We start from the raw sequence: 17,025 nt of genomic DNA on the forward strand, positions 1-17,025 counted from the left end.
GATCCGAATGCCGTTACCGTTTACCGGATGGAGGAGATCGACCGCCGTATCGTCACATTGCTGGCCAAGGATGGCCGGATGAGCTTCACCGATCTCGCCAGGGAGACCGGGCTTTCGGTGTCGGCGGTGCACCAGCGGGTGCGCCGGCTGGAGAAGCGCGGGGTGCTGCGCGGGTACGCCGCGCTGGTCGACTACGACGCCATCGGGCTCTCGCTCACCGCGTTCGTCTCCATCAAGCCGATCGATCCGGCCGCCGCCGACGACGCGCCGGAGCGGCTGGCCCATCTGAGCGCCGTCGAGGCCTGCCACAGCGTGGCCGGGGACGAGAGCTACATCCTCAAGGTCCGGGTGGCCTCGCCGATCGCGCTTGAGGAGCTGCTGAACCAGATCCGCACCGCCGCCAACGTCTCCACCCGCACGACGGTCGTGCTCAGCACGCCGTACGAGCACCGCACCCCGGAGCCGGCGGGCCAGGAGAACGGGAGGCCCGAGGAGCGCGCCTGACCCCCGGTGCGGGTCCGCCAGTGCCTCCCCGGGCGCGGTGATCGGCCGCGTGCGGTGAGGGCCGTCGGCGTCTTCCCGGAGGTCGGCTTTTTCCCGAAGGCGGTGATCGGCTCGCCTCCCGTTTCGGGGAGCGCGTGCGAAGGATCGTTTCCCCGAAGGCGACAACCAGCCCGTTCTCCGCTTATCGGGATTTTTTCTGACTTGCCGGGGATGAGGTGACTGATCCAAGCTGGACGGGTGCCTCCCAGAAAGATCATCATTGACTGCGACCCCGGGATCGACGACGCACTGGCGCTCGTCCTCGCCCACGGGAGTCCCGAGCTGGAGATCCTGGGGATCACCACGGTCGGCGGCAACGTCGAGCTGGCCAGGACCACCGACAACGCGCTGCGGCTCCGCGAGTTCCTGGGGTTCGGCGGGGTGCCGGTCGTCGCGGGCAGCGCGGGCGCCCTTCTGCGCCCCCGGGTGGACGCGGCCGGGATACACGGGGGTTCGGGCCTGGGGGACGCGCTGCTGCCCCCCGCGTCGCTCCCGCCGGCCGCCGGGCACGCGGTCGACTTCATCGTCGAGACGCTCCGGGCCCACCCGGGCGAGGTGACCCTGGTCGCCATCGGCCCACTGACCAACGTGGCGCTCGCCGTGCTCAGGGAGCCCGCGATCGTGAACTGGGCGCGGGGCCTCACGATCCTCGGCGGGTCCTACACGCGGGGCAACTTCTCTCCCGCGGCCGAGTTCAACATCGCCGCCGACCCGGAGGCCGCCGCGGTCGTCTTCGGCGCGGGCTGGACGGTGACCATGATCGGTCTCGACGTGAGCCGCGGCGCCGTGACCACCGAGGCGGTGGCGGAGCGCATGGCGGCCATGGGCAGGCTCGGCGCCGACCTGCTCCTGCCGTGCGTGCGGTTCTACGGCGTGATCACCGCCGAGGGCGGGCCCGCGATCCACGACGCCTGCGCGATCGCCCACCTGATCGACCCGTCGCTGATCACCCTCGAACCCGCCGTCGTGGACGTCGAGACGGCGGGCCGCTTCACCGCCGGGATGACCGTGACCGACTTCGCCCTCCGGGGCCGTGTCCCCAACGCCCTGGTCGGCACCTCCCTCGACGTGGGCCGCTTCTGGGACCTCCTGCTGACCGTCTACGCCCGGGTCGCGGAGTCGATCGAGCCCTGAGGCCGCTTTCGCGGGAACGGGCCTTTCAGGGGATGATCCTGCGGCGGCGGAGGTCGCCAAGGATGCCCAGGAACATCGCCTCGGTGTCGACGTACTCGTGGAAGCCGAAGCGCCGGGCCTTGGAACCGTCGGCGAAGAAGTCGTAGTCCCAGGAGAACACGGCGTCGCCGAAGGCCCAGGAGGACACCTCCTCGTACGGGTGCGGCTCCAGCCCGTACCTCTCGGTCATGGCCTCCCAGAGCGGTCCCTTGTCGGCCATGACGACGTCGAGCGACATCGGCAGGGGAGGGGCCACCTCCAGGTCGAAGAACCCGGCGATCCTCGGCCACATGTCGTTCCAGCGGAAGAGGTCGCCGTTGTTGACGTTGAACGCCTGGTTGGCGCAGCGCTCGTCGGTCGCGGCCCAGACGGTCGCCCTGGCCAGCAGTCCCGCGTCGGTCATCTCCAGCAGCGTGTCGTAGGCCCCCGGCCGGCCGGGGAAGCGCAGCGGCAGGCCCAGTTCCTTCGAGATCGCGCCGTACACCGCGATCACCATGGCCAGGTTCATCGGGTTGCCGAGGGCGAAGCCGCACACCACGGACGGGCGGATCGCCGTCCATGTCCACCCCGAGCCCCTCTGACGCTCCTCCAGGAAGTTCTGCTGGTCGACGTTGAACTCCGGCGGCATGTGGTGCGGGTCGCTCTCACGGGCCGGGGTCTTGAAGGGACCCAGGTGCGCGCCGTAGACCTTGTATCCCTGCATGAGGCTGACGTGCCGCAGGCCCGGCGCCACCGGCTCGACCGCGTCGACGACGTTGACGAGCATGGCGAGGTTGGGCGGAACGAGCTCGGTCCAGGTCGGCCGGTCCTGGTAGGCGGCGTAGAAGACGTGGGTCACGCCGGTGAGCTCGCCGAGCTTCTTGGCGCAGTCGTCCCGGTCGAGCAGGTCGACCCGTACGTGGCGGACCCGCCCCGCGCTCTCCCCGCCTCGGCGCGACAGGCCGATCACGTCCCAGTCGCCGAGCGCCGCGAGGTGGTCGACCAGGTTGCGGCCGATCACCCCCTGGGCGCCGACGACGAGGGCGACCTTGGGCTGGGTGCTCATCGTTCTTCTCCCGATCGGTGCGGATGGGCCGGCGCGCGGTCACGCTCCCGCCCCGGTGCCGTGCGGTCCGATTCTGCGCGGCCGCTCTCCGATGAGTCCAAGGCTTGTTTCTTGTCGCGGCCATGAACGTCGTTTATGGCGGGCGTCGTGGGTGCCCGAAGCTTTGGATGATCAAAAGTTATGCTTCACGAGGCTCTGATAATTTTTGCGCATGCTGAGCCTGCGACAGCTCGAATACCTGGTGACCATCGTCGACCAGGGCTCCTTCACGCGGGCCGCCGAGATCCTCCACGTCACGCAACCGGCCCTGTCGCACCAGATCCGGGCGCTGGAGCGGTCGGTCGGCGCCTCCCTGCTCGAACGGCTGCCCAGGGCCGTCCACCTCACGGCGGCCGGGCGCGCGATGCTGCCCCACGCGCGGGCCGCCCTGGCCGACGCGGCCCGCGCCCTGTCGGCCGTACGTCAGACGACCGGGCTGGCCGGGGGAGAGCTGCGGCTGGCGACGGTCTACTCGGTGAGCCTGGGCGTGCTGCCCGCCGCGCTGCGCGCCTGGAGCGGTCTCCATCCCGGGGTCGACGTCAGGCTCTTCGAGCACCGCCACGCCGACGAACTGGCGGAGGCGATGGCGAGCGGGCAGGCCGACCTCGCGATCGGTCCCCGGCCCGCGTCCTGGGCGGGGCCGGTGCGCACGCTCGGTACCGAGGAGTTCGTGGTGGCCGTCTCCCCCGGCGACCCCCTCGCGTCCGGCGGGGCGTCCTCGGTGGACCTGGGCGACCTGCGTGACCGCCGCTGGGTCCACTACGCCCCCGGCAACGGCCTGGCCGACATCCTGGACCGCGCCTGCGCGGAGGCCGGGTTCCAGCCCAGGATCGCGGTACGCACCGAGCAGACGGCGTCGGCCCCGGCCCTCGCGGCCGCCGGTATGGGACCCGCGCTCATCCCCGCCAACATCGTGCCCGGAGGGTACGCGGGCCACATCCTCCGGCCGAGGCCCGTCGTGACCCGCGTCCTCACCGCCTACGCGCGCACCGGGTTCGACGCCCTCGGCAGGGCCTTCCTCACCCTGCTCGCCGAGAGCGCGGCGGCCACGCTCCTTCCCCCGCCGGAGGACCATCCGGCCTCCTGAGCATTCGGGCCCTCCGCACGCCGCGGCCCGCGCCGTGGGACGCGGGCCGTGCGGCGCGATGTCACCCCGTCATGTCGAGGAAGTGTCATGTCGAGGGGCGTGTCACGTCAGGGCGTGGAAGTGGCCCCGCAGACGGGCCCTGGCCCCCTCGGTGGCGCCGAGGGCGTCCAGGCCCAGGAGGGCGGCGCCCATGATGGGCGCGACGTCGGCGACGATCAGCTTGGCCTGCGGGGCGCTCTCGGCGAAGCCCCGCTCCAGCAGCTCGCTCATCAGCGGATCGCGGGCGGTGAGCACCCCTCCGCCCAGGACCACCTCCATCGGGACGGAGAGCAGGTCCAGGCGGCGCATCGCGACCACCGCGAGCACGACGACCTCCTCGGCCATCCGCGTCACCAGCGAGCGGGCCACCCCGTCCCCCCGGTTCGCGACCGCCATCAGCACCGGGACCAGCTCGTTCAGCCTGCCGTAGGGCAGCTCGCCGAAGTGGACGGCGAGGGACACCTCCTCGACGGTGCGGGTGCCGAAGTGCTCGCTGACCGCGGGGACCAGCGCGCTGGCCGGTCCCCGGCCGTCCTCGGCGCGTACGGCGTGCCAGAGCGTCTCCTCGCCGAGACCGAGACCGCCGCCCCAGTCGCCGGTGAGCCGTCCCAGCGCGGGGTATCTCGCCACCTCCCCCGAGGGGGCGACCGCCACCGCGTTGATCCCCGCGCCGCACACCACGGCCACCCCCGTGGGGCCGGACGCCCCGGCGCGCAGCAGCGCGAAGGTGTCGTTGCCGACGGTCGCCTCCCTGCCGTACCCCCGGGAGAGGATCTCCGCGCGGAGAGCCTCCTCCTCCACCGGCAGGTCCGCGCCCGCCACGTACGCGGCCACGTGGTCGGCGTACGGCGTGGCCGCGCCGGCGCCGAGCATGGAGCGCACGGTGTCGCCGATCGCGTCGATCGCGACGCCCACCCCCGCGCTCTGCGGCTGGAAGGCGCCGCCGCGCCCGGTGGCGAGGACCGAGCCGTCCTCGGCGACGAGCGCGATGTCGGTCTTGCTGTTGCCGCCGTCGACCGCCAGGACCGTTCTCACGCGGTCGCCCAGGACAGGTGCCCGCGGTTGGCCTCGACCAGGCGCCTGGCCAGGTCGCCGGAGAGCCTGGCCTGGCCGATCAGCGGGTGGGCCAGCAGCGCGTCGGCGACCCGCTCCTCACCGCCGCGCAGCGCGGCGTCGAGCGCGAGCGTCTCGTACGCCGTGACGTGGGCGACGAGCCCGGCGAAGAGGGGTTCCACCGGGGCGACGGGCAGCGCGGTCGCGCCCGCCGAGGTGATCGTGGCCGGGACCTCGATGACCGCCTCGTCGGGCAGGAACGGCAGCGTGCCGTCGTTGCGCAGGTTCACCACCTGGGTGTCGCCGCGGTCGCCGGCCAGCGAGGCGATCAGCGCCACCGCGGCCTCGGAGTAGAAGGCGCCGCCGCGCCTGCCCAGCAGTTCGGGCTTGGTGTCCACCGACGGGTCGGCGTACAGATCAAGGAGGGTCTTCTCCATCGCCGCGACCTCGGCCGCGCGCGACGGCTTGGTCCGCTGCTCCTCCACCACCAGGTCGTGCTCGTAGAAGTAACGAAGGTAGTAGGAGGGCACCACGCCCAGGCGGCGGATGAGCGCGGCGGGCAGGCCGACGTCCTGGCCGATCTCCTCGGCGTGGCTCTCCAGCAGCTTCGGCAACACGTCCACCCCGTCCAGGTGGACGGCCCGCTCCCAGGTGAGGTGGTTCAGGCCGACGTGCCCCAGTGAGATCCGCTCGGGGGCGACGCCCAGGTTCGCGGCGAAGCGGCGCTGGAAGCCGATGGCCACGTTGCACAGGCCGATGGCCCGGTGCCCGGCCTCCAGCAGCGCCCTGGTGACAATGCCGACCGGGTTGGTGAAGTCGACGATCCAGGCGCCGGGCGCGTGCCTCCTGACCTTCTCCGCGATGTCCAGCACCACCGGCACCGTGCGCAGCGCCTTGGCCAGCCCGCCCGCGCCGGTCGTCTCCTGGCCGACGCAGCCGCACTCCAGCGGCAGCGTCTCGTCCACGTCGCGCGCCGCCTGGCCGCCGACGCGCAGCTGCAGCAGGACCGCGTTCGCCCCGGCGACGCCCTCCTCGACCGAGGTGGTCGCGACGACCGCGGCCGGATGCCCGGCCCGCGCCAGCATCCGGCGCGCCATGCCGGACACCGGCTCCAGCCGGTGGACGTCCGGGTCGACCAGCGCGATCTCGGTCAGCGGCAGCTCGTCGCGCAATCGCGCGAACCCGTCGATCAGCTCCGGCGTGTACGTCGAGCCGCCCCCGACAACGGCGAGTTTCACCCTTTTACTCCTGTCAGCGTGACGCCCTCGATGAAAACCCTCTGGGCGAAGAAGAACACGACGATCACCGGGGCCATGACGAGCAGGGTCGCCGCCATGGTGAGGTTCCACTGCACGCTGTGCAGTGCCCGGAAGGACGCCAGCCCGAGGGAGAGCGTCCAGTTGGCCTCGTTTGTGTGGGCGTAGAGCAGCGGACCATAGTAATCGTTCCAGCAGTAGAAGAACTGGAACAGACCCACCGCCGCTATCGCCGGCCGCGCCATCGGCAGGATCACCCTGACGAGGGTCCGGAAGTCCGAGCAGCCGTCCACCCTGGCGGCCTCGGTGTACTCCCGGGGAATGGTGATCAGGAACTGCCTGAGCAGGAAGATGGAGAAGGCGTCGCCGAACAGCATCGGCAGGATCAGCGGCCACAGCGTGCCGGTGAGGTCCAGGCGCGCCCAGATGAGATAGACGGGCACCGCGACGACCTGGGGCGGCAGCATCATCATCGTGATGACCGCGAAAAAGGCCAGCCTGCGCCCCCGGAAGCGGAAACGCGCCATCGCGTACGCCACCGGGATCGACGACAGCAGCATGAACGCGGTGCCGAGCCCGGCGTACAGGAACGTGTTGCCCAGCCAGGCCAGCAGCCGCGACCTGGCGAACACGTCGGCGAAGTTGGACCAGTTCCAGGTGCGGGGCCACAGGTCGCCGGTGAGCGCCTGGTCGTTGCTCATGACGGCGGTCAGCGCCACGAACACCAGCGGGCCGAGGAACATCAGCGACAGCGCGACGGCGAGGGCGTGGGTGGCGATCCAGTACAGGATCGCGCGGACGTGCGGGCCGCGCGGGCCGCGCACGGCGGCCCCGGCGGGCCGCCTGGTCAGGGGGGCCGGGGTGGTGAGGGCGGTCACCGGTCTCCTCCTTCGTCGAACGCGCGGAACCTGCGGAGCAGGATGAGGGTGAAGATCGTGGAGAACGCGAACAGCAGCAGGGCCAGCACACAGGCGTACCCCATGCTGAAGTCGCGGAAGCCCACGTGGAACAGCCACTGGGCCAGCGTCAGCGTCGACAACTCGGGGTATCCGGGCACGAAGGTGGTGCCGGGGGAGTCGGTGACCCCCGCCGCGACCCGGGAGGCGATCATCGCCTGGGTGAAGTACTGCAGGGCGTAGATGACGCCGGTGACCGTCGAGAACATCAGCACCGGCGAGATCGTCGGCAGCGTGATGCTCCTGAACTGCCGCCACGCGCCCGCCCCGTCGATGGCCGCGGCCTCGTACAGGTGTTTGGGCACGTCCAGCAGCGCGGCCAGGAAGATCATCATGGTGTTGCCGATGCCCCACATGGCCAGCATGGTCAGGCCGGGCTTGGACCAGTCCTTGTCGCCGAACCAGTCGGGCGCGGCGATCCCGAAGAGCTCGATGAACTGGTTGAGCGGCCCCGAGGGGTTCAGCAGGAACACAAAGGAGACCGTCCCGGCCACCACCGGGATCAGCGACGGCAGGTAGAACACCGTGCGGAAGAAGCCGACGCCCGCCTTGAGCCGGGTGAGCAGCCACGCCACGCCAAGCCCGAAGAGCACCTGCGCGGGGACCATGAGGACCACCAGCCACAACGTGTTCCTGATGGCCACCCAGGCCCGGTCGTCCACCAGGAGGTAGCGGTAGTTGTCCAGGCCGACGAACTCCAGCGTGAACAGGTCGTAGCGGTGGAAGGAGAAGTAGACCGTCGCCGCGAGGGGGTAGGCGAAGAACACCGCGAACCCCACCAGCCAGGGCGACATCCAAAGGAGGGCCTTGAGGCCCTCGCCGCGCCGCCACCTGGGCGGCGCGGCGTGGACGATGCTCATCGAGGATCAGCCCCCGGAGAGCTTCATCTTGTCGTCCAGACGCTTGTCGACCGCGGCCAGCCCGGCGTCGAGGTCGGTGGCCGAGCCTTTCTCCCACTTGACCAGGAACTCCTGCAGCGAGTCCTGGTTGAAGGTGCTGTTGACGTTGGCCGGGACCGTGCTCGTCTTGGGGTGGGCGAAGATGTCGAGGAAGGTCTGGAAGTTCGCGTCCTTCTTCAGGTCGGGCGACTCCAGCGACGCCTTGGTGGTCGGCACGTTGCGCAGCGCGTTGGAGAGCGTGACCAGCGCCGAGGTGTCGGTGGTCAGATACTTGACCAGCTCCCAGGCGGCCTGCGGGTTCTTCGCGCCCTTGGGCACGCCGATCACGGTGCCCGCGGTGAAGCCGCTGCCGTACAGGTCGGGCTTGGCGTCGGAGACCGGGAGCGGGGCGGTGCCGTAGTCGACGTCCTTCGCCTCATTGGCGATCATGGCGTTGCGCCACTCGCCGTCCAGGACCATGGCGATCTTGCCCTTGTAGAAGGGGTGGTCGGCCGACCACTCCTGGCCCAGGCTCTTGCGGAACTTCTCCAGCTTGTCGTAGCCGTACCAGTCGACGAGCTCCTTCTGCCAGCGCAGCAGCTCCTTCCACGCCGGGTCGGAGCCGACCGCCGAGGTGCCGTCCGGCTTGTACCAGGTCGCGCCGGTCATCGGGGCCATGTGCGAGGCGGAGTTCTCGTAGTACTGGAAGCTCGGGACGAACCCGGCGACCTTGATGTTCCCGTCGGCGTCGCGGACGGTGAGCTTCTTGGTCAGCTCCGTCAGCTCCGAGAGCGTCCTGGGCGGCTGCTCGCCCTTCATCAGGGCTTTGTTGTAGTAGAGCCCGTACGCGTCGGCGAGCAGCGGCATCACGCACCGCCTGCCCTCGTACTCGGTGTAGGAGCGCGAGACCTCCGGCAGCACGGACAGGTCGATGCCGTCCTGCTTGATCACCGGGGTGAGGTCCTGGAACGTTCCGCTGCGGCACCACTGGGCCACGTTGTCGGTGGTGAACGAGGAGGCGACGTCCGGTGCCTTCCCGCCGCGCACCGCCTGGGTGATCTGATCGTCCTGCACGCCCTTGACCAGCTTGACGGTGATCTGGGGGAACTTCGTGCGGAATCCCGCGATGGCGTCCTCGAACGCCTTGACCTCGGCGGGCGCGGAGAACCCGTGCCACAGCTCGATGGTGGAGGCCGGCAGCGCGGCGGAGGCGGAGCCCGAGGGTTTGGGCTGGGAGCCCAGCGCGGGCGCGCTCTCCGTGCCCGCGGTGCAGGCGGTCAGGGTGGTGGCCGTCAGGGTGGCCAGGGCGAAGGTGAGAAAGCGTCGGTGCACGACGGCTGCCTCCAGGGGACGATGGATCTGGCGGGGTTCCGTACGGTTTGAAAACGCTTGCGTGATGGGCGGCGGGGGTCAGGAGAGAACGGTGGAGCCGAAGACCTCGTCGCGGGCGGTCGCGAGGGCGAGGTCGAGCGCGCCGGCGAGGACGGGGTTGCCCTCGACGGTCGACAGCAGCAGCGGGGGCCGGGGGATGGTCAGGGCGTGGAGCTCGTGCTCGACGAGCTCGCGCAGGGTGTCGCCACCGGCGAGGAGGGTGCCGCCGGTCAGCACGATGATCTCGGGGTCGACGACGGAGGTGATCGCGGCCAGCCCGACGGCGAGCCGGGAGGCGATGTCGCGCAGCCCGGCGCGGGCGTCGTCGGCGCGCCTTCCGGTGGAGGTGGAGGCCTGCACGGCGTTCAGCACCGCCTGGGTGGGCCCGGTGCCGCGCACGCCGTACGACCTGAGGATCTTGAGCACCGCCGGGCCGCCGGTGAGGGCCTGGTAGCCGTGGTTGGCGTAGCGGCCGGTGTCCCTGGCGGTCGGCGCGCCGGGGGTGGGCATGTAGCCGACCTCCCCGGCGCCGCCGGTGGCGCCCCGGTACAGCCGGCCGCCGAGGACCAGCGCGGCGCCGAGGCCCTCGTCGGCCCAGAGCAGCACGAAGTCACGGTGGCCTCGGCCCACGCCGTGCGCCTGCTCGGCCTGGGCGACGAGGTTGACGTTGTTCTCCACGGCGACCGGCACGCCCAGCCCGTCGCCGAGGGTGCGGACCAGGTCCGGGATGTGCCAGCCGGGCATGTCCTTGCTGGTGGCGTACGCCATCTTCCCGGTGCCGGGGTCGATCGTGCCCTGCACGCCGATGACCACGCGCCGCAGCGCGGGAGGGGCGCCCGCGCCCTCCAGCGCGGCCCGGACCCGCTCCAGCGCGTCGCCGCCGGAGCGGCCGGGGCTGGGCAGGTGGTGCTCGCCGACCACGGCGCCGGTGATGTCGGCGACCCTGACGTCGATGCCCGCGCGCGTGACGTCCAGCGCGGCGACGTGCGCGGCGGCGGGGTTGAGCCGGTAGACCTCGGCGGTGCGGCCGGGCAGCCCCTCGCGGATGCCGTCGAGCACGACCAGGCCCGCCTCCTGGAGGCGGATGAGAAGCTGTGAGGCGGTGGGCTTGGACAGGCCGGTGAGGGCGCCGATCTCCGGGCGGGTGAGCGGGCCACGCTCCAGCAGCGCCTGCAGGGCGGCGCGGTCGTTGATCGCGCGCAACAGGCTGGGGGTGCCGGGCGTCGGCTGGGTCACTGGTCCTCCGAATGCGTCCTTGCGTCCACCGATGAAGCAGAGTTAGGAAACTTTCCTAACTTCGAGTGAATGTAAGGAACCCGGCGGATTCTCGTCAAGCAGGCAGGGAGCGCCGCAATCAAGCTGTGATGACGAACGGGCGGGTAAACTTCTCGACGGACCTGCTAGGGTGATGGTTTGTCATAACAACCAGTGCAATGGTCCGGAGTATCCCATTACTAGCAACGATAATGGAGCGACGGCAACCCGTCAAATCGAGCTGGCCAGGGAGCAGGAGTATGTTTCCTCCCTTTATGCCCGGCTTGATCTGCTGCGCGAACGCACCCAGCGACAGCTGGACGGCGTCCTCGCGCAGGGCGGAAGTGGCGGCACGCATCAGAACCGCTCCGAGCGCGACACCTTCGCGGGGATGTACGCCGAACGCCTGGGCCGCCTGTGGTCGGTCGAGAACGGCCTGTGCTTCGGCCGGCTCGACAACGCCGACGACACCTCGCTCTACATAGGTCGCATCGGCATGGCCGACGACGACCAGCGCCGGATGCTGATCGACTGGCGGGCACCGGTGGCACAGCCCTTCTACGGCGCCACCCCCGCGGCCTCGATGGGCGTCACCCGGCGCCGGCACCTGCAGACCAAGGGCCGCACGGTGATCGGGATCGACGACGACCTCCTGGACATCGACAGCCTCACCGAGGAGGACGTGGCCACCCTCAACGGGGAGGCCGCGCTGCTGGCCTCCCTGGGGGCCAGGCGCACCGGCCGGATGCGCGACATCGTGGCCACCATCCAGTCGGAGCAGGACCGCATCATCCGCTCCGACCTGGGCGGGGTGCTGGTCGTGCAGGGCGGTCCCGGCACCGGCAAGACCGTGGTCGCGCTGCACCGCGCCGCCTACCTCCTCTACACCCACCGGGAGAAACTGGCCCGCAGGGGCGTGCTCATCCTCGGGCCCAACCTGACCTTCCTGCGCTACATCGAGCAGGTGCTGCCCTCCCTGGGCGAGACCGACGTGCTGCTGTCGACCGTCTCCGAGCTGTACCCGGGGGTCGTCCCGGGGCGCAGGGAGCGTCCCGAGGTGGCCGCGGCCAAGGGCGACGCCCGGATGGCCCAGGTCGTCGCGCGGGCCGTGCGCGAGCGGCAGCGGGTGCCGCGCAAGCCGATCGAGATCAAGCTCGACCGCTACACCCTCAGGCTGGAGGGAAACGTCCTGGAGGCCGCCCGCAACCGGGCGGCCCGCTCCAAGAGGGCGCACAACGAGGCCCGCGCGGTCTTCGTCCGTCACCTGCTCAACGCGCTCGCCCGGCAGGCCGCCCGGCAGCTCGGCAAGGGGATGATCGACGACGACGAGCTGGCCGACATCCGCGAGGACCTCCGCACCGAGCGGCCCGTCAAGGCGGCCCTGAACCGGCTGTGGCCCTACGTCACCCCGCAGCAGCTCCTGATCGGGCTGTTCACCTCCCGCGAGCGCCTCGACCACGCCGCCGCCGAGTTCGGCGCGGCCGAACGCGAGCTGATGCTGCGCGAGCCGCCCCGCCAGGGGGAGAACTGGTGGGCCGAGTCCGACGTGCCGCTCCTGGACGAGGCCGCCGAGCTGCTCGGCGACATCGACCCCGCGGTGCTGCGGGCCGGGGCGTGGATGGCCGAGGAGGAGCAGGCGGCCCAGCGCGCCGCCGCGCTCGACGAGCGGCAGCACCAGCTCGCCTACGCCAAGGAGGTCCTGGAGCTGACCGGCCTGTCCGACATCATGGACGCCGAGAGGTTCGCCGCCCGCCACCTCGGCGACGACGTCTTCCTGACCACCGCCGAGCGCGCGGCGGCCGACCGCACCTGGGCCTTCGGCCACGTCATCGTCGACGAGGCTCAGGAGCTGTCGCCGATGGACTGGCGGATGCTGATGCGCCGCTGCCCGACGCGGTCGATGACGATCGTCGGCGACCTGGCCCAGACCGGTTCGTCGGCCGGGGCGCGCTCCTGGGGCCGGGTCCTCGACCCGTACGTGGCGGGGCGCTGGCGCGAGGAGACCCTCAGCGTCAACTACCGCACCCCGGCCGAGCTGATGGCCGTGGCCGCCGACGTGCTCACCCTGGTCGACCCGGCGCTGACCGCCCCGGCCTCGGTCAGGGAGACGGGGGCGCGCCCGTGGGCGGCCTCCCCGACGGCCTCCCTCGGCGAGGTGGTCAAGGCCGAGATCGTCGAGGGCGGGCGGCTCGTCGTGATCGTCCCCGAGTCGCGCGCCGAGGAGTTCGGGGAGGTCGTGGTCGGCTCCGTCGACGGCGCGGTGGCCGGGCCCGGGACGGCGGCCCTGGACGCCCAGGTGGCGGTGCTGACCGTCGCCGAGGCCAAGGGCCTGGAGTTCGACGCGGTCGTCGTGGTCGAACCGGAGCTGATCCTGGGCGAGTCCCCGCGCGGGGCGAGCGACCTTTACGTGGCGTTGACCCGCGCCACCCAGCGGCTTGGCGTCGTGCACGACGGCCCGCTTCCCGACGCCCTCGTTCGACTTGAGAGACATCGGATCACATGAGACCATTGACGGCTCTCGTCGATCATGTCCCAGCTGCGAAAACTTGATGTTTCCGCTGTTAGTGACACGGTTGACATCTGCGCTGGGCTCGGTAGTTTGCTGCCCAGTCCAGCACGGGACTGGCCGGTCGGCCGCCTTTCGACATCGCCGTCTCCTGCGCCCGTGACGGGGTATCCCCCCGTCCGTACAGCCAGGCGCAGGACCGGCAGTCCGTCGAGGCGGGGCACTCCTTCCGGGCGGGGGGTTGGACCCAGGAGGGGTCCGGGCACCCAGTAGACAACGGCAATCCGCGCTCGCCGCCGACGGGACGGAACCGGTCCGAAGGGTCGTCCGGGCCCTCTTCCCGCTCCCGTGCGAGCGCCGCAAGCGTCGGGGCGGTCCGGGTGTCATTGGACACCCGGACCGCCCCGTTGCCGCGTCTGGGGGTTGTTCAGGGTGGTTTGAAGTGTTTTGTTGTTGTTTCTGGTTAATGTGTGGTGGGACTTTTGGGGGCGTGCCCGCTGGGCGGTAGCGTTCCGGCTAGGAGGACCGGCCAGGAAGACCAGGCGGCGTCACCCGCCCGCACGACATCGCCCCGCACGACATCGCAAGGAGCCCCGCCCGTGGTGCAGGACAAGACGGCCGCCCCGGTATCGGGGAGGTCCGCGGCGGGCGATCCCGTCACCGGCCCGGCACCCGGTTCGCCGAAGGGGCCGCCGATCGGTCCCGAGGACGGCCCGCCCGGCGCGGGGGCCCCGCTCCCCGGCTCGCGCCTGGCGCTGCCCGCCCGCGTCGCGGGCGCGGCGGCCGGTGGCCTGCTGCTGTTCCTCGCCTTCCCGCCGCTCGGGCTCTGGTTCCTCGCGCCGCTCGGCATGGCCTCGGCGGTCCTGGCGGTGCGCGGCACCCGCCCGCGCCGGGGCACGTGGCTCGGCCTCCTCGTCGGGCTCGCCCTGCTGCTGCCCGGACTGCGCTGGGTGAGCCCGATCGGCACCGACGCCTGGCTGGGCCTGGTCGCCATGGAGAGCGCCTTCTACGCCGCCTGGGGGACGGGCGTCGCCCTGGTGACCCGGTTGCGCCTGTGGCCCTTGTGGGGCGCCGCGCTCTGGGTGGCGGTCGAGTGGGCGCGGGGGGTGTTCCCCTTCGGCGGATTCCCCTGGGCGCGGGTGGCCTTCAGCCAGGGGGAGTCGCTCTTCACCCCGTACGCGGCGCTCGGCGGGGCGCCGCTGGTGAGCTTCGCGGTCGCCCTGTGCGGCGGGCTGCTCGCCCTGGCGGTGTCGCGCCTCCTCGCGCCCGCGCTCCCGTCCTCCGGCTCCCGCCGGGGGCGGGCGCTCGCCCTGCCGCTCGCCGGGGCGCTGGCCGTGCCGGCCGCGGCCCTCGCCGTTCCCCGGTACGGCGACGAGGGCCGGAACGTGACCGTCGGCGTCATCCAGGGCAACGTCCCCGGCCGGGGCATGCACCCGCTGGGCGACGAGCCCGCCGTGGTCCTCGGCAACCACACCCGGATGCTCCACCAGATGGCACGGGACGTCCGGGAGGGCAGGACGCCCCGCCCCGACCTGGTCGTGCTGCCGGAGAACTCCACCGACATCGACCCGCTGCGCAACGCGTTCGCCCGAAGCGAGATCGACGCGGCGGTCAAGGACGTCGGGGTGCCCGTCCTGGTCGGCGCGGTGGTCGGGATCGGGGAGAACAACCGGGCGACCCGCAGCATCGTCTGGGACCCGGTGACCGGCCCCGGCGCCCACTACGACAAGCAGAAGCTGGTCCCCTTCGGGGAGTTCACCCCGCTCCAGGGCCTCGTGCAGGCCCTGTTCGAGCGGGCCTCCCTGGTCGGCAAGCAGTCGGTGGCGGGCACCCGCGACGGTGACCTCCGGCTGGGCCCGGTGACCGTCGGCGCGATCAACTGCTACGAGGTGGCCTTCGACGGCGTCGTGGGCGACACCGCCAGGACGGGTGCCACGCCGCTGGTGGTGCAGACCAACAACGCCACCTACGCCCTGACCAACCTGCCGCCGCAGCAGCTGGCCATGTCCCAATTGCGGGCCGTGGAGCACAATCGGGCAGTGATCACTTCCGCAATAACCGGCATATCGGCATATGTGACTCCGAGTGGCTCGATCGCCTGGCGTACCGGCGAGCTGGTGCCCGCCATGAACGTGCTGACCGTTCCGGTCAGGACCGCGCGAACCATCGCCACACGCGTGGGCGCGCTGCCCGAATGGGCCTTGATACTTGTGGGTGCGGGGGCGGTGGCCGCCGCCTGGCGGCGCCGGACGCCCCGCGCGGAGCACCCCGTGAACCGGGAGGACGATCAGCAGGTGGGAGACGCGTGATGGAGCGGATGCTTGGCCGGGTGCTCGTCATCGTCCCGACGTACAACGAGCGGGAGAACCTGCCGCTGATCACCCGGCGACTGCGCGAGGCCGTGCCCGACGCCCACCTGCTGATCGCGGACGACGACAGCCCCGACGGCACGGGGGCGATCGCCGACAAGCTGGCGGCCGACGACGACCACGTCCACGTGCTGCACCGGCCGGGCGGCAAGCAGGGCCTGGGCGCCGCCTACATCGCGGGCTTCCGCTGGGGCCTGGACAGGGGCTTCGGCGTCCTGGTGGAGATAGACGCCGACGGCTCCCACCAGCCGGAGGAGCTGCCCAAGCTGCTGGACGCGCTGGCCAAGGGGGCCGACCTGGCGATCGGCTCCCGCTGGGTGCCCGGCGGCAAGGTCGTCAACTGGCCGGCCTCGCGGGAGTTCCTGTCGCGCGGCGCCAACGTCTACACCCGGCTCGCGCTCGGCCTTCCGGTCCGCGACGCCACCGCGGGCTTCCGCGCCTACCGCGCCTCCGCCCTGGAGAGGATCAGCCTGGACGACGTCGTGTCGCGGGGATACTGCTTCCAGGTGGACCTGACCCTGCGTACGGCCCTCGGCGGGATGCGCGTCAAGGAGGTGCCCATCACCTTCGTGGAGCGCACCGTCGGAGCGAGCAAGATGAGCCGAGGCATCGTGGCCGAGGCCCTGTGGCGGGTCACCGTCTGGGGCGTCACCGGCCTGCCCGCCCGCCTGCGCCGCCGCCGAGGTCGCTGACCCCGCGACCTCGCGGACGCGCCGTCCGGCCCCTCGGGGGCCGTCCGCGCGCTCCCTCCCCGGGGGTGCGATCCTGAGAGTCCGCTGAGGACGCCGTCCACGCTGAGCGAACACGGAACGCGCCGTCGCCCCGGGACGTTGTCCCTGTCGTACGGCTGCCGCATGAGTTGAGGCGAAAATGCGCATTCTGCTGTTCCTGACCTTCCTCGTGGTGCCGGTCCTCGAGATATGGGTGCTCATCCAGGTCGGTCAGGTCATCGGCGGGTGGCCCACGGTGGCCCTCCTGCTCGCCGACAGCCTGCTCGGTGCCTGGATCGTGCGCCGCGAGGGCCGCCGGGCCTGGCGTAACCTCCAGGGCGCGCTGCAGAGCGGCCGGATGCCCGACCGCGAGCTCGCCGACGGCGCGCTGATCCTCGTGGGCGGCACGCTGCTGCTCACCCCGGGCTTCCTCACCGACGTCCTGGGCTTCCTGTGCCTGGTGCCGTTCACCCGGCCGATGGTCCGCAGGCTCGGAACCTGGTTCTTCGCCCGCCGCGTCCGCACCCTCGTCGCCAGGAGCGCGGCGGGCGGCGGGCTCGGCGCGCCGTTCGGCGGCGCGGGCTCGCCCTTCGACGTGCTGCGCGACGCCGGGAGGCCCCCGGGCTCCGGGCCGGTCGTCCACGGCGAGGTCGTCCGCGACGAGCCGGGGGGCGCCGGAGCACCGAGAGGCGCCGGAGACTCCGGCCGGGGCCTCAGCGACCGCTGAGCGCGGCCAGGCTGTGCGG

Annotated in this window: 14 protein-coding genes; 7 read left to right on the plus strand and 7 right to left on the minus strand. The window is 71.7% G+C overall.

Annotation, left to right across the window (positions count from 1 at the left end):
• Positions 1 to 27 precede the first annotated feature (27 nt).
• A complete protein-coding gene (locus ABD817_RS27440; RefSeq protein WP_344921048.1) occupies positions 28 to 504 on the plus strand; it encodes an Lrp/AsnC family transcriptional regulator in 477 nt (158 codons plus the stop codon).
• A 237-nt stretch (positions 505 to 741) separates the two neighbouring features.
• Positions 742 to 1,677, plus strand: coding sequence for a nucleoside hydrolase (locus ABD817_RS27445; RefSeq protein ID WP_344921049.1), 936 nt, complete (start codon positions 742 to 744; stop codon positions 1,675 to 1,677).
• 25 nt (positions 1,678 to 1,702) lie between these two features.
• Here ABD817_RS27445 and ABD817_RS27450 read toward each other — a convergent pair whose 3' ends face one another.
• Entirely contained in the window at positions 1,703 to 2,761 is a 1,059-nt protein-coding gene (locus ABD817_RS27450) for an SDR family oxidoreductase (protein WP_344921050.1), read from the minus strand.
• A gap of 211 nt (positions 2,762 to 2,972) precedes the next feature.
• Here ABD817_RS27450 and ABD817_RS27455 point away from each other — a divergent pair, with 211 nt between their 5' ends.
• Positions 2,973 to 3,887, plus strand: coding sequence for a LysR family transcriptional regulator (locus ABD817_RS27455; RefSeq protein ID WP_344921051.1), 915 nt, complete (start codon positions 2,973 to 2,975; stop codon positions 3,885 to 3,887).
• 102 nt (positions 3,888 to 3,989) lie between these two features.
• On the opposite strand, the gene ABD817_RS27460 is transcribed toward ABD817_RS27455, so the two are convergent.
• From ABD817_RS27460 to ABD817_RS27485, 6 genes are all read right to left on the minus strand, one after another.
• A complete protein-coding gene (locus ABD817_RS27460) occupies positions 3,990 to 4,961 on the minus strand; it encodes an N-acetylglucosamine kinase (protein ID WP_344921052.1) in 972 nt (323 codons plus the stop codon).
• Positions 4,958 to 6,217 (minus strand): 6-phospho-beta-glucosidase, encoded by a 1,260-nt coding sequence (locus ABD817_RS27465; protein ID WP_344921053.1) that lies wholly within the window; start codon positions 6,215 to 6,217, stop codon positions 4,958 to 4,960. Before ABD817_RS27465 ends, ABD817_RS27460 begins: the two co-directional genes overlap by 4 nt.
• Positions 6,214 to 7,113 carry a carbohydrate ABC transporter permease gene (locus ABD817_RS27470; protein ID WP_344921054.1) on the minus strand — a complete coding sequence of 300 codons (900 nt, stop codon included), beginning with the start codon at positions 7,111 to 7,113 and terminating at the stop codon, positions 6,214 to 6,216. The genes ABD817_RS27465 and ABD817_RS27470 overlap by 4 nt, the downstream gene beginning before the upstream one ends.
• Positions 7,110 to 8,051 carry a carbohydrate ABC transporter permease gene (locus tag ABD817_RS27475; protein WP_344921055.1) on the minus strand — a complete coding sequence of 314 codons (942 nt, stop codon included), beginning with the start codon at positions 8,049 to 8,051 and terminating at the stop codon, positions 7,110 to 7,112. The genes ABD817_RS27470 and ABD817_RS27475 overlap by 4 nt, the downstream gene beginning before the upstream one ends.
• A gap of 6 nt (positions 8,052 to 8,057) precedes the next feature.
• On the minus strand, positions 8,058 to 9,401 hold the full coding sequence (locus tag ABD817_RS27480) for an ABC transporter substrate-binding protein (protein ID WP_344921056.1): 1,344 nt from the start codon (positions 9,399 to 9,401) through the stop codon (positions 8,058 to 8,060).
• Positions 9,402 to 9,479: 78 nt separating this feature from the next.
• Positions 9,480 to 10,676 carry an ROK family transcriptional regulator gene (locus ABD817_RS27485; RefSeq protein ID WP_344921057.1) on the minus strand — a complete coding sequence of 399 codons (1,197 nt, stop codon included), beginning with the start codon at positions 10,674 to 10,676 and terminating at the stop codon, positions 9,480 to 9,482.
• Positions 10,677 to 10,848: 172 nt separating this feature from the next.
• Here ABD817_RS27485 and ABD817_RS27490 point away from each other — a divergent pair, with 172 nt between their 5' ends.
• From ABD817_RS27490 to ABD817_RS27505, 4 genes are all read left to right on the plus strand, one after another.
• Positions 10,849 to 13,197: a HelD family protein gene (locus tag ABD817_RS27490; RefSeq protein ID WP_344921058.1), complete on the plus strand. Its 2,349-nt coding sequence runs from the start codon at positions 10,849 to 10,851 to the stop codon at positions 13,195 to 13,197.
• Positions 13,198 to 13,799: 602 nt separating this feature from the next.
• Positions 13,800 to 15,509 carry an apolipoprotein N-acyltransferase gene (lnt, locus tag ABD817_RS27495; protein ID WP_344921060.1) on the plus strand — a complete coding sequence of 570 codons (1,710 nt, stop codon included), beginning with the start codon at positions 13,800 to 13,802 and terminating at the stop codon, positions 15,507 to 15,509.
• Positions 15,509 to 16,261, plus strand: a complete 753-nt coding sequence (locus ABD817_RS27500) for a polyprenol monophosphomannose synthase (RefSeq protein WP_344921061.1) — start codon at positions 15,509 to 15,511, stop codon at positions 16,259 to 16,261. The genes lnt and ABD817_RS27500 overlap by 1 nt, the downstream gene beginning before the upstream one ends.
• 178 nt (positions 16,262 to 16,439) lie before the next feature.
• The gene (locus tag ABD817_RS27505; RefSeq protein ID WP_344921062.1) at positions 16,440 to 17,006 is read left to right on the plus strand and encodes an FxsA family protein; all 567 of its coding nucleotides are present in this window, start codon (positions 16,440 to 16,442) and stop codon (positions 17,004 to 17,006) included.
• Positions 17,007 to 17,025: the final 19 nt, after the last annotated feature.

This window comes from Streptosporangium oxazolinicum (genome assembly GCF_039537505.1).
Lineage (GTDB): Bacteria > Actinomycetota > Actinomycetes > Streptosporangiales > Streptosporangiaceae > Streptosporangium > Streptosporangium oxazolinicum.